Genomic DNA, 16,659 nt, shown 5'->3' with positions numbered 1-16,659 from the left:
GGGCGGCATAACGGTCGACCGTTATGCCGCCCCTGCGGCGACGGGACGCCGACCGCGAAGCAAATGAAAGACAAACAGGGCGGCGACAGCACCCAAGGTATCGGCCAGGATATCTTTCTGGGCATCCCAAACATCGCCCTGAGAACCGAGGACTTCGATGCCCGCCTCCGGATTACCGAGAATGGCGAATTGCCATTCCAAGATTTCATACGTTCCCGCCACCGCCATAATGGCGAACAGCGCAAACAGGTAGGTGACGGGACGGGCCGTGGACAACTGTTTCCTGCTGAGGAACTCGGCGATCGGAAAAGCATAAAAACCGACGGAAAAATGGGCGATCCGATCGTAGTGATTTCTTTCAAAACCAAAAAAATCGGTGAACCAGTCAAAGGGTACCGCGGCAAAGGTATAGTAGCCACCGATGGTATGCATCACGACGAGTATCGACATCAGCAGATAGCTCAGATTAGAGAATCTAAACCACCATCGATGACAGAGTATCAGAAAACCGACGATACAGACGATTGGCAGGTTCTCGGCCAGCCACACCTCCCGCCCGCTGGGTGGATCGACGGCAAGCGCGACAAAAAGGATGAGATAGCCGCTCAACAACAGGTGGGGAAGATATCCAGCAAAACCTTTCATCAGCCGAGCTCCTTGCATAACGACCCATTTCACCCCCGTCTGGCGCCGCCAGATCAATACTGTAGGGAACCTTGAAAAATTGCCATTCTACCCAATTTCATCATTGCACAATCAAATTTTATCCTCTGAATATCAATTATATGCCTGCGGTAAAATTTTCATGCACGCCTCGATCTTGAACGAAATGCCGAATTTTTCAAGCCCCCTGTATCAGTGAAAATCAGGGCCACCGCGTCACAATCATAACAAAGGGTGCTTGCGAAACAATCTTTTTCTTTCCGAATCAGATAATTAACCCGAAACCTCACAATCCCCCCGGCGGGTGCCTGGCAAACCCGCGCAACTATCGCTTTATCAAAGCCAAACGATCAGTTAGAGTGGAACAGTACAATTGCTTGAACCAGGCGACGGCAACCCATTACGGTGCGCGAGGCTTCATTGCGGCACTGTCCATTCTCAACAGGTGCATACGTATATCGCTTCCTCGACCGCGATGATCGATATCGAGAATCATGCTCAACTTCTAGATTTTCTTGTTCAATCAGGATTGCTGGGAGAACGGTCGCAGCCGCTCTGCACCACCCTGCACGGCGGTGTATCAAATCGAACCGTCAAGATTTCCTGGGCCGACGGCAGCGGCTGGGTTGCCAAACAGGCCCTGGAGAAACTCCGCGTTCAAGCCGACTGGTTTTCGGATCCCAAACGGATCCACATCGAAGCGGCAGGCCTCAGGTGGCTGGCCCGACTGATCGGGACAACGGCCGTTCCCTCGTTCGTCTTCGAAAGCCACGAGCAACGTCTGCTTATCATGTCGGCAGTCCCCGAACCGCACCAGAATTACAAAGAGCTCCTGTTGACCGGCCTGCCCGCGCCGCACCATGCCGCCGAATTCGGCACATTACTCGCCCGGCTGCACGACAACGCTTTCGCCTATCGGGAGGAGTTGTCTCTGGAATTCGCCGACACCACTTTTTTTGAAAACCTGCGCATCGATCCCTACTACATCTATGCCGGCCACCATTTGCCCGCAGCCGCCCCCTTTCTGTTCAGACTGATCGACGGCACACGTAAGCGGCGTTTGACCTTGGTACACGGCGACTACAGCCCGAAGAACATCCTCATCCACCGGGATCGGCTGATCCTGCTCGATCACGAGGTCATCCATTTTGGCGACCCCGCCTTCGATGTCGGTTTCTCGATGGCCCACTTTCTGAGCAAGGCCCATGCACGCGTTTCGCTGCGCCACCAGTTCGCCGCTTTGGCCGATACCTATTGGCAGTCTTATTGCCACCAGGTGGCCGGCCGCCCCTGGGCGGTGGATCTGGAGCGATGGAGCATCAACCATACGCTCGGCTGCCTGCTCGCCCGGGTTGCCGGAAAATCGATTCTGGAGTATCTATCCTCTTCACAGAAGGCCGCGCAGCGAATGGCTGTCCAGCAGCTGATCGATAAGCCACCCGCCACCATGACGGCACTGATCCAACAATTCACGTCACGATTGAGCGACTATGAATAGCATTACTTCCCTGACAGCCCTGGAAATTCTCGACAGCCGCGGCTGGCCGACCATCAAAACCACCTGCACGCTGGCCGACGGCACCCGCGCCTCCGCCTCGATCCCATCCGGGCGCTCAACCGGCGCCGCCGAAGCCTGCGAGCTGCGTGACGGCGACCCGGCGCGCTATCGCGGTAAGGGCTGCCGACAGGCGGTCGCCAACGTCAATACGACGTTGCACGAGGCTCTCAGAACCACCGCCTTCGCCAGCCAGCAGGAACTCGACCAGGCCCTGATTGCTCTCGACGGCTCGCCCAACAAGCAGCGACTCGGAGCCAACGCGCTGCTGTCCGTCTCCATCGCCTTCGCCCGGGCCATTGCGGCCCAGCAAAAACGCCCGCTCCACGAATATTTTTCCTATCTGATCCGGGAACAAGCGTATCAACCAACCCGTTTTCCGCGCCTGACCATCAATCTTTTCAGCGGCGGCCGGCACGCAGGTAAACAGGTGGCCATCCAGGACGTACTGATCGTCCCGTCAGCGGCCCGATCCATCGATGAATCCCTGGTGATGATGAATGACATATATCACGCCGCAGCCGACCGGACCTTTGCCCGCTACGGCATGCGGCTGCTGACCGCCGACGAAGGTGGCCTGGCGCCGCCTTTTGAAGATTCCGAAGCAATGTTGCAGGCCGCCGTCGCAGCTATCGAGAGCGCCGGCTGGCAGCCCGGCCGCGATGTCCATCTCGCCCTCGATATCGCCGCTTCCCACTTTTACCGCGACGGCCGGTATCTGCTCGACGACCGCCGGCTGTCCCCGTTAGAAATGATCGACCATCTCAGCGACTGGTGCCGACGATATCCGATCGTCAGTCTCGAAGACGGTCTGGCCGAGGATGACTGGCAACATTGGCCGCTGTTGCAGCAGGCACTGGGCGAGAAGATACTGATCCTCGGCGACGACTTGCTCTGCACCAATCCGGAACGAATCCGCCGGGCCATCGACAGCAGGGCCTGCAATGGCCTGCTGCTCAAAGTGAATCAGATCGGTACGCTGTCCGAAGCGGCAGCAGCTCGATCGCTGGCCAAAGCGGCCGGCTGGCAGGTAACAATCAGCGTGCGCAGCGGCGAGACCGAGGACAACTGGGCTGCTGATCTGGCAGTAGGATGGGCGGCGGACCAGTTCAAGAACGGTTCGATTACCCAGTCCGAACGCCTCGCCAAGTACAACCGCCTACTCGAAATCGAGGCGCAGCGGCCGCTGCCGATAGTTGATTGGCCGCTGGTCTGAGGTGCGGTAGCGCTCTCTCGACCGGCCAAAGCAGCGAAAAATGGCTAAGCTCTGAATCATCAGGGGAGCTTGAAAAATTCGGGATTTCGTTCAAGATCGAGGCGCGCAAGAAAATTTTGCCGCAGGCATAGACATGATATTCCGAGGATAAAATTTGATCGCGCAACGATGAGATTGAGCGAAATAACAATTTTTCAGGCTTTCCACCAGTGAGAACGATGGCAACAACGATGGAGAAACGGCGCGTCTCTTCCGGTATTGCCGAACTAGACCGGTTGCTCGGCAACCTGTTTATCGGCGACAATGTCCTGTGGTACGAAGAGGCCGGCAGTTTTTCCTCTACATTTTGCCTGTGCTTCATCAACGAGACGCTGCAGGCTGGAAAGCCGCTGATCTATGTTACCTTCGATCGCTCGCCGAAAAATCTCGTGTCGTATCTCGGCCCGCTGGCCGAGAGCCAGAAACTGACGATTCTCGACTGCTTTACCAACGGCAAAGGCGACCGAAGCGACGTCTTTAATAAATTCTACGAAAAAGACGGCGCGATGTGGCCGTATCAGGTGATCAAGGTTAACGAACCGGCCGATGCCGGCCAGGTTGCCGAGGCTATGTACGGCCTGCACGCCACCCTGTCCGGCGATGTCCACTTCATCATCGACAGCTTGACCGGCATGCAGTCTCTCTGGGGAGAGGAATCGGTGCTGGATTTCTACGTTCGCACCTGCCCGCGCCTCTACGAGCTGGACACCATCGCTTACTGGCTCATCGAGAGAGGTGCCCATTCCGGTAAACTCAAGGCCAATATCAACAAGGTCGCCCAGGTGGTTATCGACCTGGCGGTGCGCCGCGGCAGCTCGAGTCTGAAAATCATCAAGGCGGAGAAACGCCAGTGTAAACACCTCAACGAGCAACACGCCTTTTCCGCGGAAGAGACGGGTATCGTTTTTGCGAGCCAGAAACCACCAATCGCCACGTTCGATCTTGGCGCGCGCATCAAGGACATCAGGCTGAAACAGGGATTGTCGCAGAGACAACTGGCCGACCTGATCGGCGTCACACCGAGCACCATTTCGCAGGTCGAAAAAAACACTATTTATCCGTCGCTGCCGGCCCTGTTTCGACTGGCGGAGAGTCTGTCGGTGGACCCCGCAACACTGTTCAGGGAAACAGGCAGCGATCGGGGCGCCCTGATCTATCCGGCAGCGACCCGCTCACCTATTTCGATCCCCCGTTTTTCCAGGGAAGTAGTCGAGGCGGAGCGGCTCCTGTCGCCGGATAGTGACCTGCCGGCGGAGATCATTCTGATCAGGATTCAGCCGGGCAAAAAACTGCCCGGTCATTTTTCCGCCCGCAAAGGCAAGGAGTTCGGCTACTTGGTAAGCGGCTGCCTAGAGTTGAAGATAAACGGACGGAGCGAGACCCTGGCACCGGGTGATACCGTCCTGCTACCCAGAGACACACCCGAACGCTGGCTCAATCCGTCCACCGACAACGTTGCCGAACTGCTCTGGATAATCTTTCCCTGATCACCGTTTCCAGGTATGCCACCGCGGACCGAGGAGGTTCGCTGGCCATTCGATCCGCGGCGGCGCCGGCAAAAACCGGCGCTACCTGTTCATCAAGCCAGCAGGATCTGCCGGGCGCTTTCGTTGTTGGCATCGGTAATGAATGTGATTCCGGTCTCCTGAGCAGTCTCTCGATTCGCGGCAAACAGATCGTTGCGGCTGATCTGGTCTACCGAGAACTTGCGCGCCCCGGCCAGCAATTGCTGCAGGCCGCACGCCAGCTTATCGACCATCGTGCACATGGCAATGGCGCCGTAGGGAATATTGCGCATCTCTTCCCGCCCGACCTTCTTCTCCACGTCGTAGTAAGACGCAAACAGTTCTTCCGGCGATGAGCCGAGGTCGCTGACCGATTTCGGCAAACTGTTCCAATTGCCGCTGATCCAGTTTTTCCGCTCTGGGTGCAGGGCGCCTTCGATGTTGGCGCCGAGGAAACCGGGGATCATAAAGGCCCGCCCCATGCAGACCAGCTTGACGAACGGCGCACCGAGGGCCAGACCCTTGAAGATAGCGTCCTCCAGAGCAAACCCGCCGGCAAAGGCAAGATCCACCACCCGTTTGCCCTGACCGGCCAGCAGACTGGCGTATTCATACGCTTTGGCATGGAGGTTGATCGACGGAACTCCCCAACTTTGCATCATATTCCAGGGACTCATGCCGGTACCGCCACCGGCGCCGTCGATGGTCAACAGATCGAGCTCGGCATCGGAAGCGAAGCGGATGGCCATGGCCAGTTCCTGCATGCCGTAACATCCGGTCTTCAGAGAAATCCTGGAAAAACCGAGACTGCGCAGGTAGTCCACCGACTTCATGAAATCCTCGCGCACCAACTCGAGCGAGGCGAGATTGGTCGAACCGAGCCTGCTGTGCCGGGCAAACGACTTGATCGCACCTTTGGCAAAGGCCTGCTGAACTTCCGGCAGCGTCGGATCCGGGTCTACCACATAGCCGCGTTCTTTCAGGAAAATCGCATAATCGAGGCTGGTCACCTGAATTTCACCGCCGATATTCTTGGCGCCCTGACCCCACTTAAGCTCGATAATGCAACGGTCCCCGTATTTCTCGGCAACGTACTCGGCCACCCCATTACGGGTGTCTTCGACGTTGAGCTGGACGATCATTGCGCCGTAACCGTCATAATAGCGCTGGTAGATCTCGATCCGCCGGTCAAGCTCGGGCGCCTTGTTGATCGTTCCTCCGCTGAGTTCCGACTCCTTGTCGACACCGACCACGTTTTCCCCGATGACGATCGGGATGCCGGTCAGTGCGCAACCGACTGCAAACGAATCCCAATACTTGGCGGCAATAAAGGTGGAACCGAGGGCGCCGGTCATCAGCGGCAGGCGAACCTTTGTCTTGGTCGCGTTGCCAAACGATGTGGTCAAGCCGACATTGGGAAAGATGCAATCATCCGGGTCACTGCTCAATCCCTGGGCCAGGCCCGCGGAACCGTAGGCATAGCCCTGGATACGCAGCGAGTTGTAAGAAACTCCGACATGGGTGGTATTGTTCGCTCCGGCGGTTACCAGCCCGAAATCGCGGGGATAGAGAAGTTTCCGACCTACCAGGCTGGCCTTCCAGGTCTCGCATTTGCCGCTGCAATCGGCGCGGCACAACGTACATAGCCCCGATTCGGCGGGATTGCCACGATTAGCAGTACCCAATACATCATTGATTTTTTCGACCCTCATCATCACTGTCTCCTTCGTATATTCGTTCATCCCGAGGACAGTGCCGACGGCGGTTAGTCCGCATAAAAAAAGGCGTCTGTCCCCGAAAGGGAAATCAGACACCGTTGTCTTCTCCCCGGCCGATCCGTACGCCGTTGTACGAATGACCGAGCATCAATAGTCAGCCAGTTTTTTAGCTGGACTGAATTACCTTGTCAATAAAAAAGTGTTGATTATCGGTTCGCCCGAGCCACCGCCAAGCTGGCCGGCATCAGTTACCACTCGTCGGAGAGGATAATGGCCTCGGCCACATCCTGCATTGATTTGCGGCTGTCCATGCTTCGTTTTTGAATCCAGCGATAGGCCTCCTCGCCGCTGATCTTTCGCCGATCCATCAGGATCTCTTTGGCCCGCTCTATCTGCTTTCTGGTCTGCAACTCCCGCTCGACCACCCTGGTTTTGATGATCAACTCGGTGTTATGGATGGCAATGGCCGCCTGTCCGGCAACGGCGGTCAACATATTGATATCGGTCTCTGAAAAGTGATGCGGGACGGCGGTAAAACAGTTGAGCACACCAATTACCCGGTCTTCCCGTCCCTGCAGCGGCACCCCGACCATCGACACGAGACCGAGGGTGCGGGCCATCTCCTTTTCCTTGAACCGCTCGTTGCGCAATACATCTTCGATGACATAGGGCCGCTGGGTCGAGACCACGTAGCCGACCACCCCTTCATCGAGTCGCAGGGCTCGATCCTTGATATAGACAGGCTCCAGTGCCTGGGTCGCTTTCAGCCGGATCAGTGGCGGATTGACATTTTCATCGACCAGCCAGAGCGAGCAGATCTCCACCCCGGTCACCTTGGCCGTGACCATGACGATCAGTTTGAACAGGTCCTCAAGAAACAGATCCGAGGTGATCGCCTGACTGATGTCCATCAGGGCCTTGATATAATTATCATAGGTCTGCTGGTTCGATTGATTCATCGCTCTTTGGTGGTTATCAATATGCCTGTCGCCGATCACGCCCGATCGACAGGGGAGCGCTTATGCCGCGCCGACCGCCGGCTCGCCGCCGATGCGGACAGGCTGGCGCTGCCGCAGCCAGCGAAGCCCTTCGGCGGTAATCAGGTGATAGCGAAGATCCGGGTCCGACTGGATCACTCCCATCCCCTCCATGGTTCTCAGCAGCGGCCGAAGCTGATTGACGCCGCATTCCAGACGGCCGGCAATAGCCGATGTGGGAACCAGCTGTGGCTGAGGATTGACAAGATTTTCCGACAAAATGGCCAGAACCTGAACTGCATCATTGTCTCGCGACATACCGTCTCCTCTCGGCCCTGCCGGCCGACCCCCGGATCGGACAGCAGGAAACCGGCTCCTTGGTTGCAGGTAAAGTCGTTGTTTATCCATGGTTTTTCAAGGTATCATTGTAACCAAAAGCGACGGCACTGCAAAGCAAAGATTCACTTCAGATAACTTTAACGGCAGAAATAAATTTCTGCTAATTTCCATAACGGGACATCACAACGAACAATGCAAATCGGCACCATATGGTCGGAAGGGCTGATCGGTCCCTATTCGGGGTCCTTGAGCAGAAGAAAAGGAAACAACAGCAGAGCTGAAAACCGGCAAAGGACAACGATCATGCAGACACGGCGACAGCGGCCTGCATGATCGGAGAACAGCGAGACGCTGCTTTTTACTCTTTAACCTTGTGTTCGGCCAGCTTCTCCAGGGCCAGAACCATCGCCGAATGATCGAGCCCACTGTCACCCTGGGCCGCTACTGCGTTGAACAATTCCTGGGCAGTGGCCGTGTTGGGCAGCGCGATCTGCAATTTTCGGGCATTGGCCAAAGCCAGGTTGAGATCCTTCTGATGCAGATTGATCCGAAACCCCGGCTGGAAGGTTCGCTTGATCATCCGCTCGCCATGGACTTCGAGAATCTTCGAAGAGGCAAAGCCGCCCATCAGCGCCTCGCGAACCTTGGCCGGATCGGCCCCGGCCTTGGAGGCGAAGAGTAACGCCTCTCCGACCGCCTCGATGGTCAGGGCGACGATGATCTGGTTTGCCACCTTGCAGGTCTGGCCGGCTCCGTTGTCCCCGACCAGCGTGATATTCTTGCCCATCAACTGGAAAAGGGGCAAGACCTTGTCGAAGACCTGTTGATCACCACCGACCATGATCGTCAATGTCGCCTGTTCGGCGCCGACCTGGCCGCCGGAAACCGGGGCATCGAGGTAATCACAGCCCTGCTTGTTGATCTTGGCGGCAAACTCTTTGGTTTCCACCGGCGAGATCGAACTCATGTCCACGACGATCTTGCCGCTGCTCAAACCGTCGGCCACACCGTTTTCACCGAAAAGAACCGCCTCCACGTCAGGGGTGTCAGGCACCATCAGAATGATCACCTCTGCCGCCTCGGCCACCTCTTTTGCCGAATTGTGCAAGACGGCACCTTTTTCCTTCAAGGCCGGGGGCACCGTATGGGAGCCATCGACAAAGACCTGGTGGCCGGCATCGAGCAGGTGGCCGGCCATCGGTCCACCCATGATTCCTGTTCCGAGAAAACCTATTTTCATTTTTTCCTCCTTGTTAACGATAGGGATCCAGCCAGCCAAGCCCCGCTTCGGTGCCCGCCGCCGGAATATATTCGCAACCGATCCAGCCCTGGTAACCAAGGTTGTCGATTGCTCTGAAAAGATAGTCGTAATTGATTTCGCCACTACCCGGCTCATGACGACCGGGATTATCGGCCAGCTGGATATGGCCGATCCGCCCGATCAGCGCCGTCATGGTGTTGACCAGATCACCCTCCATGCGTTGCATGTGGTAGATGTCATATTGCAACTTGATATTTGCATGACCGACCGCATCTATCACCCGGCAACCCTCCGCCGAAGTGGTCAACAGAAATCCGGGGATGTCCTTGCTGTTGAGCGGCTCGATGAGCAGTCCGATTTCCTCGCGGGCCAAGGCCTCGGCGGCAAAACGCAGATTGGCGGTTAACGTCTCGAGTACTTTCTCGGCGTCCACGCCGGTGGGCATCAAGCCGGCCAGGCAGTTGAGCTGCGGACACTGCAAGGCCTTGGCGTACTCGATAGCCCGGCCCACCCCGTCCTGAAACTCACCTTCCCGTCCCGGCAGACAGGCGATACCGCGTTCGCCGGCCCCCCAGTTTCCGGCCGGCAGGTTGTGCAATACCTGACGCAGACCGTGACGCTGCAAACGCTCTGCCACTTCTGCGGCCGGCCAGTCATAGGGGAACATGAACTCCACGGCGGAAAATCCGTTGTCAGCCGCCTTGGCAAAGCGTTCGAGGAAGTCGACTTCCTGAAAAAGCATGGACAGATTGGCACTGAATTTCGGCATAATGTTCTCTCTTTTAATAGCGTACGGCAGGCATCATCGGCATGCCCGCGATTGACGATTGCATATTGCCCGGGATTGTCCTACAATAGCAAAACCATCAGATCAGCATATCATCTGATGTTTACCGTATCACTATTGCACTTTCCGTCTGCTGTCAACAGAAAACTCCCGCCGAACGACAACCGGCACGGCGGCGACAGGGATGGAGACAACCGCCGGCGCCGGGAGTCCACACGGCTCGGCCTGTAAAAACGACTTGACCATGGCTGACACAACTGTTCCGTTGCACCGCAAGCGATTGGCCGACCAGGTGGCCGATCGTCTGATGTCAATGATTGCCGAAGGCGTATGGCAACCTGGAGACCGCCTGCCCCCGGAACCGGAGCTGATGAAGCAGTTTCAAGTCGGCAGAAGCTCGATCAGGGAAGCCGTCGGGGCCCTGTCCCTGATCGGTTTGGTCACCGTCCGTCCCGGCCAGGGCACCCATGTTGCTCCGTTTTCCGCAGGCGATCAGCGCCGGTCGATCGGCCTTCTCGGTATCGGCCGGGACAAGATCCGGGAATTGGTGGAGGCCCGCCTCGAGTTGGAATGCACCATCGTCCGGCTGGCTGCGGCGCGCGCCACCACAGAAGATCTGGAAACAATCCGAGAGGCCCACCTCTCGTTACGCATTGCTCTTCAAAACGGTGAATCCCCGATCGCTCAGGATCTCGCTTTTCATCTGGCCGTCGCCGGCGCCTGCCATAACAGTGTGCTGATCCGTTTCCTGAAGGAAATGCGCCAGCCGATCCGCAGCTGGATGGAACAAAAGGCCCGGCACAGTTGGGGCTACGACCGGGTCTTCGAACAGCACGAAACGATCATCACGGCCATTGAACACGGCAACGGCGCTACTGCCGAACAGGCCCTCAAATCACACCTGCATGCCACTTCCGAGCGTCTCGTCACGGCGATCCTGACCGACGGCTGACGACGGCAGCACTCTTTTAACAAGGAACAAAACCATGGAATTCAGCTTACTCTACGGCCGATCCGATTTGACTATCAACCTGCCGCCATCGATCGGCATTCGTGAGATCGTCAAGTATCCGATGCCGACTGTGGAGGACGGCGACGGCCCGATTCTCCAGTCCTTTGCCGACCCAATAGGGTGCAAGCCGCTGTCCGAACTGGCCCGCGGCAGGAAAAACGCCTGTATCCTGATTTGTGATATTACCAGACCGGTCCCCAACGGCCGCCTTTTACCCCCGCTGATCGATACACTGATCAAGGCCGGTATCGATCACGAGCAGATTCTGATCCTGGTGGCTACCGGCCTGCATCGCCCCAACGAAGGCGAGGAACTGCGCGAGTTAATCGGTTCTGATGAAATTTTCTCCTCGATTCGCATCGAGAATCACTTCGCCCGGGACCGTGAAGCTCACGTCGATTTCGGTGTTACTTCAGCCGGCATCCCGATCGGTATCGACCGTCGCTTCGTCGAGGCCGATCTGCGCCTGGTCACCGGTCTCGTCGAACCGCACTTCATGGCCGGCTACTCCGGCGGCCGCAAGGTCGTCGCTCCCGGCGTCGCCTACCAGGACACCATTTTATCGTTCCACACGGCGCACGTGCTTGAACATCCCCGAGCCGTCAACTGCGTGATGGACGGCAACCCGCTGCATGAGGCGCAGATCGAGATCATCCGGAGAATCGGCGAAATCTACGCCGTCAACGTGGCAATCGACGACAAACGGCTGCTCGGCCGGATCACCTTCGGCGAAATCGAGACGAGCCACCTCGAGGCAGTAAGGTTCATGCGGCGCTATGCCGAGGTGGACGTCGACCGCAAGTTCGGCACCATCATCACATCGGCCGGCGGCTATCCGCTTGATCGAACATACTACCAGACGGTCAAAGGTATGGTCAGCCCGCTGGACATCCTCCAGGAAGGCGGGACGATCATCATTGCCAGCGAATGCTCGGAAGGCATGGGCAGCGGGGAATTTGTCACCGCCCAGGAGGAGTTCTGCCGCCGCGGCACAGACGGCTTCATGAAAATGCTGGCCAGGCGCAGCGTGGCCCTGATCGACGAATGGCAGACGGAGATGCTCATCAAACCGCTCCGCCACGGTTCCATTCAGCTCTATACGACCGGGCTTTCGGAAGGGGATCTGGCCCGAACCGGTATCGAGCCGGTCACCGATCTGCGCGAGGCGATCATGGAAAGTGTCCACCGGCAGGGAGACAGCGAGATCGCCGTCATTCCGGAAGGACCGTACGTGGTCCCCCGCTACCGGTCAGCAGGCTGATCGACCGGTCCGCTATCGATCAATTCAACGACTCGCCCAACCGCTTCCGGTACCGCCCGCCGAACAATATCGGTCAACCCGGTGCCGAGTTCGTTGAAGCAGCTTCCTTCGACCCCGACCAGATAGACGTTTTGGGCCGCTTTGTCTGGATAGAGCCGGCGGCAGACCTGCAACGCCTCCCGGATACCGATGCCGTGGCCTGAAACCGGGCGCAGGTCGCTCGCCGGAATATCTTCCCACGGCAGGACTCGCACCGTTCCGGCGGGCTGGCCGAGTTGCACGGCATCGACGACAATCAGCAATTCCTCTCCGTCGAGATGGTCGATGATATCGATCCCGCCAAGGCCCAACAAGCAAACGCGCACGCCGGACGGCAGTGCGCGTTTGCTCAATTGTCTAAAAATCTCGTGCCCGACGCCGTCGTCGCCGACCAGGTCGTTGCCGATGCAGACGACCAGCGTCCGCATCGTCACGCCTTCAGGCCGCTGAACGCCAGCTTGAACACACAGCGGTCGCCGGCCTCGACCGTCGTCGGACGAGCCGGACTGCCGGTCAGTTCGGCCATGATACCGGCGATATAGTAGTGAAACATCTGGCAGGTCGGACCGTCGAGTGCCAGATTACGCTCCTTGCAGACGGAGTTTATCGGGCAGTGATCGATGGTAATGGTCGCCTCTTTGCCGGCAAAACTGCCGGTGATATCAAAACCCTCGGAAAAAACCCGAACCATCTCGCTCAAGGCCAGTGAAGCGTTGGCTTCATCGAGGTAGATCGGCATATTCTTCGCCATTTTCCGCCCAGCGGCCACCGCCAGCGACGGGGTCGACTTGCCGACAAACGTCTCGATGGTGTCGACGAACATATCGAGCAGGAAGGATACCTCGACAAAGGCCTTGTCGTGATCCTCCATGGTCTGTCGTAATTCGATGGTATCAATCATAGGAATTTCTCCATACGCTGGCTGAAATAGAGATTGCGGTAGAAATTCTTTACCACGTGATGGCCGCTGTGGCTGATCGCCCCGGACGGGCAAAGATATGCACAACTGAGACAACCGATGCAATCTTCAACCGTTTTTACCACTGCTTTCTGAGTAGCCTCGTCAAAGGCCAACGCGTCGGTCGGGCAGACATCGATGCAGAATTTGCAGCCCCGGCACGCTTTTTCTCGAATTTCCATCTGCACCATGATCACGTCCTCCTGATACGTCGAACCATCCGCCCGCCGCACCTGACTTCCACAGCGAACTCCATGTGACCGATCGCATGGGTCGAGCAGGCCAGGCACGGGTCATAACAGCGGACCACGAATTCGAGCCCGTTGAGCATCTTTTCGTCATCGCCGCCCTCGAGCAGATTGATCGCCCCTTCCTTGAGCGATTTGTTGATCGCCGCGGTGTTCTGCTGGGTGGCCACGATCATGTTGGCCGCCTGGATAATGCCGTCCTCGCTGATCTTATAGTCATGGATCAGCACGCCGCGCGGCGCCTCGATATGGGCGATACCGTGTTTTCCGTTAATAGTGGCAGCGACCCGGGACGGTCCGCGCAATTCAGGGTTGCCCATGATTTCGCCAGCCTTTTCACAGCAATAGACCAACTCGACCAACTTGCAATACATCTGGAGAATCGCATTGTGGCTCGGCCGGCCGTAACGATTGCGGAACTCCTCGAACTCTTTCTGGGCGAGCGGCGTTTCCATGCCGTCGACGACATTCATCCGGGCCAGGGTGCTGACCCGATACATATGCTCGGCGCCATCGACATTGAGAAAGACCTCTTTGGCGTAGCTGCGCTTGACCGTCCGCTCCGCCAGATAGGAAACATAGTCAGTGGCGTTGAATTCGGCACGGATCCGGCCATCTTCATCCATGGCCCGAAGGGTGCCGTCATAAACATTGAGCTTGCCGCCGTTAACCGTTCCGAGATACCAGCTCGGCACGTTGAGCTTGTCGAGCAGCACCGGGTTATCGTCAAACAGCCTGAAGAGCAGCTCCTTGGTCACCGGTGCCAGTTCACAGGCCAGCGTCAGTGCCTCGTCGGTGAGTTCCTTGAGGCGGTCGAACTGGGCGTCGGTGAGCTTGGCGGCAATGCCCCCGGCGATGGCGGTAACCGGATGAATGCCGCGTCCGCCGATCACCTCGTTGATTTTCTGACCGAGCGAGCGCAAACGAAGTCCTTTTTTGCTCAACTCGGGGTTATGCTCGACCATGCCGACGATGTTCTGGCTAGCCGCAGCGCCACCCAGTCCGAAGACCAGGTCGGGACCGGCAAGAACATAGAGAGACAGACTGTGCGAATGGATCATGTGCCCCATATACATCAGCTCGCGGAGCAGCCGGCCGGCCGGCGGCGGCTCGACGCCGGCGGCATTGTCCAGCGCTTTGGCCGCAACCAGGTGATGAGCGGTCGGACAGACCCCGCAGATTCGAGCCGTCACCTGCGGCATGGTGTGTGCCTCCATGCCGACCAGGATGCGTTCGAAACCGCGCAATTCGTTAACGATGAAGAAGGCCTCCTCAACGGTGCCGGCATCGTTGCACTCCAGCAGGATGCGGGCATGCCCTTCTATCCGTGTTACCGGATCGATATTGATTGTTTTAGCCATGTGCTCCTGCCTCCACGTCAGCTATCCATTTTTTGATCAGGAAGGTCGGCTTGTTGCCGATCATCTTGGTGGCCATCGCGTAGGCGTACTGGGTCTTGGCCGTTCGTTCCATGTGGGTCTTGATGGTCTCGCCATCGATCGCGGTCAGCCGCGACATCCGGTCGCTGACCTCGGTTCTGATATCGCGATTCGGTTCGGTCAGGATCTGCATGGTCGGTCCGGCACAGCCGGTGCAAGCCACGCCGTGGTTAGGGCACGGCGCCAGACAGCGGTCAAGCGTCACCGAACCGAGGCAGATATAGCCCTGGCTGAGAAAGCAGATGTTGTCGTCCGGTACACCGTCGAGAGACTTCTTGATGGCGTTCACCTCGCTTTTGACCATCTGACGATTGCACCGGGCGCAGACCGTGTCTTGGGTGACTCGCGGCGCACGCTGTTCAATCAGGGTGGCCAGGCTCTCGAAGATAAAATGTGCATGCGGCGGACAGCCCGGCAGGTAGAGATCAACATCGATCACCTCATCAACCGGCGTCACCAGTTTGGCTAGTTCCGTCACTTCGCTGTCGGGCACCGTGTCGGTCCGGGTGGTCGGGTTGTGCCGATAGACACGGTCGACGATTTCTTCCCGGGAATGGGCCAGCCCGGCGCCGTGCAGCCCGCCGTAAACGGCGCAGGTGCCAAAGGCGATGATCGTCTTGCATTTCTTGCGCATCTCTCCGGCGGCATGACGGTCATGCTCGGTGCGGATCGAACCGGTCAGGATGCCGATATCGGCCTCCGGATAGTCCTTGATGTCGGTCAGAACCGGACAGTGCTGGATGGTCACCGAATCGAGGACATTGAGGATCTTTTCGTGCAGATCCACCAGCGCCACGTGGCAGCCGCCGCAATCGCAGAGCCACTCGGTGTTCAGGCGTATTTTTTCACCACTCATGATGGATTCCTCATTCTCTGTGCCCGGATTCAGGCGGTAACAGTCAATACCTTCAGGCAGGCGTTTTCTCCGGCATGCTTGATGTCCAGCCGAGTTTTCTTACCCATGATATTCTCCAGGGCGCCGGCGAAAAAGCCATACATCATGTTGCACAGCGACCCCTGCTGGGGATGTCCGAAACGGAAAAGGGACTGACGAATCATGCAGTCCTTGAAGACGAGTAGTAGCTGCGTTTCACCGTTTTCATTGGTGGTGATCATATCCTGCTGCCCGCTCGGCTGGAAGGGCTCGAAGCCCCACAGGCAGTGGTTTTCCTCGAGAACCCGGCGAACCTCGTTGATCGCGGTCAGTAAATCATCGGTCTTTGCGGCGTTCTCGGAAAATTTCCTGCCGAGGTTGCGACCGGCGGACATGGTCATGCTGTTGGCCCCCCGACCGAGGATCGGCTCGATACCGGCCGACAGCGCCGCCATGAAGTTCATCGTTTCCTGTAACGTCCTTCGACGCTTACGGATTTCATGGATGTCTTCCATGTATCCCTCCTCCACTGATTCTGGTTGTCCCCGTGTCCACAATGCGGATGCCGGGTGAAGGTCCTGGCTTCTTTCCTTTGACAAAGAAATAGCTCAGAATAGTTCCATCATCCCGAAAATACAAGCACAAATATTTGAGACAAATTCTCAATTACAATATCGTACCATACTCTCGCCGATTGCACCAGAGAGGATTGACGGGAAGGGTGAGGGCGGCAGCCGATCGCCGCAGGACACTGCGAGCACAGTCCGG

17 protein-coding genes are annotated in these 16,659 nt (G+C 57.6%); 5 read left to right on the top strand and 12 right to left on the bottom strand.

Going from position 1 to position 16,659, the window contains the following annotated elements; all coding sequences use genetic code 11:
- Positions 1 to 21: 21 nt before the first annotated feature.
- On the bottom strand, positions 22 to 645 hold the full coding sequence (locus BUC26_RS06595; RefSeq protein WP_073374518.1) for a DUF2238 domain-containing protein: 624 nt from the start codon (positions 643 to 645) through the stop codon (positions 22 to 24).
- Between the two features lie 463 nt (positions 646 to 1,108).
- Here BUC26_RS06595 and BUC26_RS06590 point away from each other — a divergent pair, with 463 nt between their 5' ends.
- The 3 genes from BUC26_RS06590 (at position 1,109) to BUC26_RS06580 (ending at position 4,960) form a co-directional block, all read left to right on the top strand.
- Entirely contained in the window at positions 1,109 to 2,161 is a 1,053-nt protein-coding gene (locus BUC26_RS06590; RefSeq protein WP_143165934.1) for a phosphotransferase family protein, read from the top strand.
- Positions 2,154 to 3,434 carry a phosphopyruvate hydratase gene (eno, locus tag BUC26_RS06585; protein ID WP_073374514.1) on the top strand — a complete coding sequence of 427 codons (1,281 nt, stop codon included), beginning with the start codon at positions 2,154 to 2,156 and terminating at the stop codon, positions 3,432 to 3,434. The genes BUC26_RS06590 and eno overlap by 8 nt, the downstream gene beginning before the upstream one ends.
- Before the next feature lie 218 nt (positions 3,435 to 3,652).
- Positions 3,653 to 4,960 carry a helix-turn-helix domain-containing protein gene (locus tag BUC26_RS06580; RefSeq protein WP_084540502.1) on the top strand — a complete coding sequence of 436 codons (1,308 nt, stop codon included), beginning with the start codon at positions 3,653 to 3,655 and terminating at the stop codon, positions 4,958 to 4,960.
- A 92-nt stretch (positions 4,961 to 5,052) separates the two neighbouring features.
- Here BUC26_RS06580 and BUC26_RS06575 read toward each other — a convergent pair whose 3' ends face one another.
- The 5 genes from BUC26_RS06575 to hyi form a co-directional block, all read right to left on the bottom strand.
- Complete coding sequence (locus tag BUC26_RS06575; RefSeq protein ID WP_073374772.1) at positions 5,053 to 6,690, bottom strand: glutamate synthase-related protein; 1,638 nt, start codon at positions 6,688 to 6,690, stop codon at positions 5,053 to 5,055.
- A gap of 254 nt (positions 6,691 to 6,944) precedes the next feature.
- Complete coding sequence (locus BUC26_RS06570) at positions 6,945 to 7,655, bottom strand: GAF and ANTAR domain-containing protein (RefSeq protein ID WP_073374510.1); 711 nt, start codon at positions 7,653 to 7,655, stop codon at positions 6,945 to 6,947.
- Between the two features lie 60 nt (positions 7,656 to 7,715).
- Positions 7,716 to 7,991, bottom strand: a complete 276-nt coding sequence (locus BUC26_RS06565) for a hypothetical protein (protein WP_073374509.1) — start codon at positions 7,989 to 7,991, stop codon at positions 7,716 to 7,718.
- 379 nt (positions 7,992 to 8,370) lie between these two features.
- Positions 8,371 to 9,252 (bottom strand): 2-hydroxy-3-oxopropionate reductase, encoded by an 882-nt coding sequence (locus BUC26_RS06560; protein WP_073374506.1) that lies wholly within the window; start codon positions 9,250 to 9,252, stop codon positions 8,371 to 8,373.
- Positions 9,253 to 9,265: 13 nt separating this feature from the next.
- Entirely contained in the window at positions 9,266 to 10,042 is a 777-nt protein-coding gene (hyi, locus tag BUC26_RS06555) for a hydroxypyruvate isomerase (RefSeq protein WP_073374504.1), read from the bottom strand.
- Positions 10,043 to 10,244: 202 nt separating this feature from the next.
- Here hyi and BUC26_RS06550 point away from each other — a divergent pair, with 202 nt between their 5' ends.
- Complete coding sequence (locus BUC26_RS06550; protein WP_073374502.1) at positions 10,245 to 11,012, top strand: FadR/GntR family transcriptional regulator; 768 nt, start codon at positions 10,245 to 10,247, stop codon at positions 11,010 to 11,012.
- Between the two features lie 34 nt (positions 11,013 to 11,046).
- On the top strand, positions 11,047 to 12,333 hold the full coding sequence (locus BUC26_RS06545) for a nickel-dependent lactate racemase family protein (RefSeq protein ID WP_073374500.1): 1,287 nt from the start codon (positions 11,047 to 11,049) through the stop codon (positions 12,331 to 12,333).
- On the opposite strand, the gene BUC26_RS06540 is transcribed toward BUC26_RS06545, so the two are convergent.
- The 6 genes from BUC26_RS06540 to BUC26_RS06515 are packed head-to-tail and all read right to left on the bottom strand — an operon-like array spanning position 12,315 to position 16,406.
- Positions 12,315 to 12,800, bottom strand: a complete 486-nt coding sequence (locus BUC26_RS06540) for a hydrogenase maturation protease (RefSeq protein WP_073374498.1) — start codon at positions 12,798 to 12,800, stop codon at positions 12,315 to 12,317. The genes BUC26_RS06545 and BUC26_RS06540 overlap by 19 nt on opposite strands.
- Before the next feature lie 2 nt (positions 12,801 to 12,802).
- Positions 12,803 to 13,273 carry a hypothetical protein gene (locus BUC26_RS06535; protein WP_073374496.1) on the bottom strand — a complete coding sequence of 157 codons (471 nt, stop codon included), beginning with the start codon at positions 13,271 to 13,273 and terminating at the stop codon, positions 12,803 to 12,805.
- Positions 13,270 to 13,521 carry a 4Fe-4S dicluster domain-containing protein gene (locus tag BUC26_RS06530; RefSeq protein ID WP_073374494.1) on the bottom strand — a complete coding sequence of 84 codons (252 nt, stop codon included), beginning with the start codon at positions 13,519 to 13,521 and terminating at the stop codon, positions 13,270 to 13,272. Before BUC26_RS06530 ends, BUC26_RS06535 begins: the two co-directional genes overlap by 4 nt.
- A 2-nt stretch (positions 13,522 to 13,523) precedes the next feature.
- Positions 13,524 to 14,939 (bottom strand): Ni/Fe hydrogenase subunit alpha, encoded by a 1,416-nt coding sequence (locus BUC26_RS06525; RefSeq protein ID WP_073374492.1) that lies wholly within the window; start codon positions 14,937 to 14,939, stop codon positions 13,524 to 13,526.
- On the bottom strand, positions 14,932 to 15,873 hold the full coding sequence (locus BUC26_RS06520; protein WP_073374490.1) for an NADH-quinone oxidoreductase subunit B family protein: 942 nt from the start codon (positions 15,871 to 15,873) through the stop codon (positions 14,932 to 14,934). Before BUC26_RS06520 ends, BUC26_RS06525 begins: the two co-directional genes overlap by 8 nt.
- Positions 15,874 to 15,902: 29 nt before the next feature.
- On the bottom strand, positions 15,903 to 16,406 hold the full coding sequence (locus BUC26_RS06515) for a hypothetical protein (protein ID WP_143165933.1): 504 nt from the start codon (positions 16,404 to 16,406) through the stop codon (positions 15,903 to 15,905).
- Positions 16,407 to 16,659: the final 253 nt, after the last annotated feature.

The sequence above is a fragment of the Desulfofustis glycolicus DSM 9705 genome (assembly GCF_900130015.1).
Classification (GTDB): Bacteria; Desulfobacterota; Desulfobulbia; order Desulfobulbales; family Desulfocapsaceae; genus Desulfofustis; species Desulfofustis glycolicus.
Note: the sequence above shows the minus strand (reverse complement) of the source record. Positions and strands in the feature narration are given on the sequence as shown.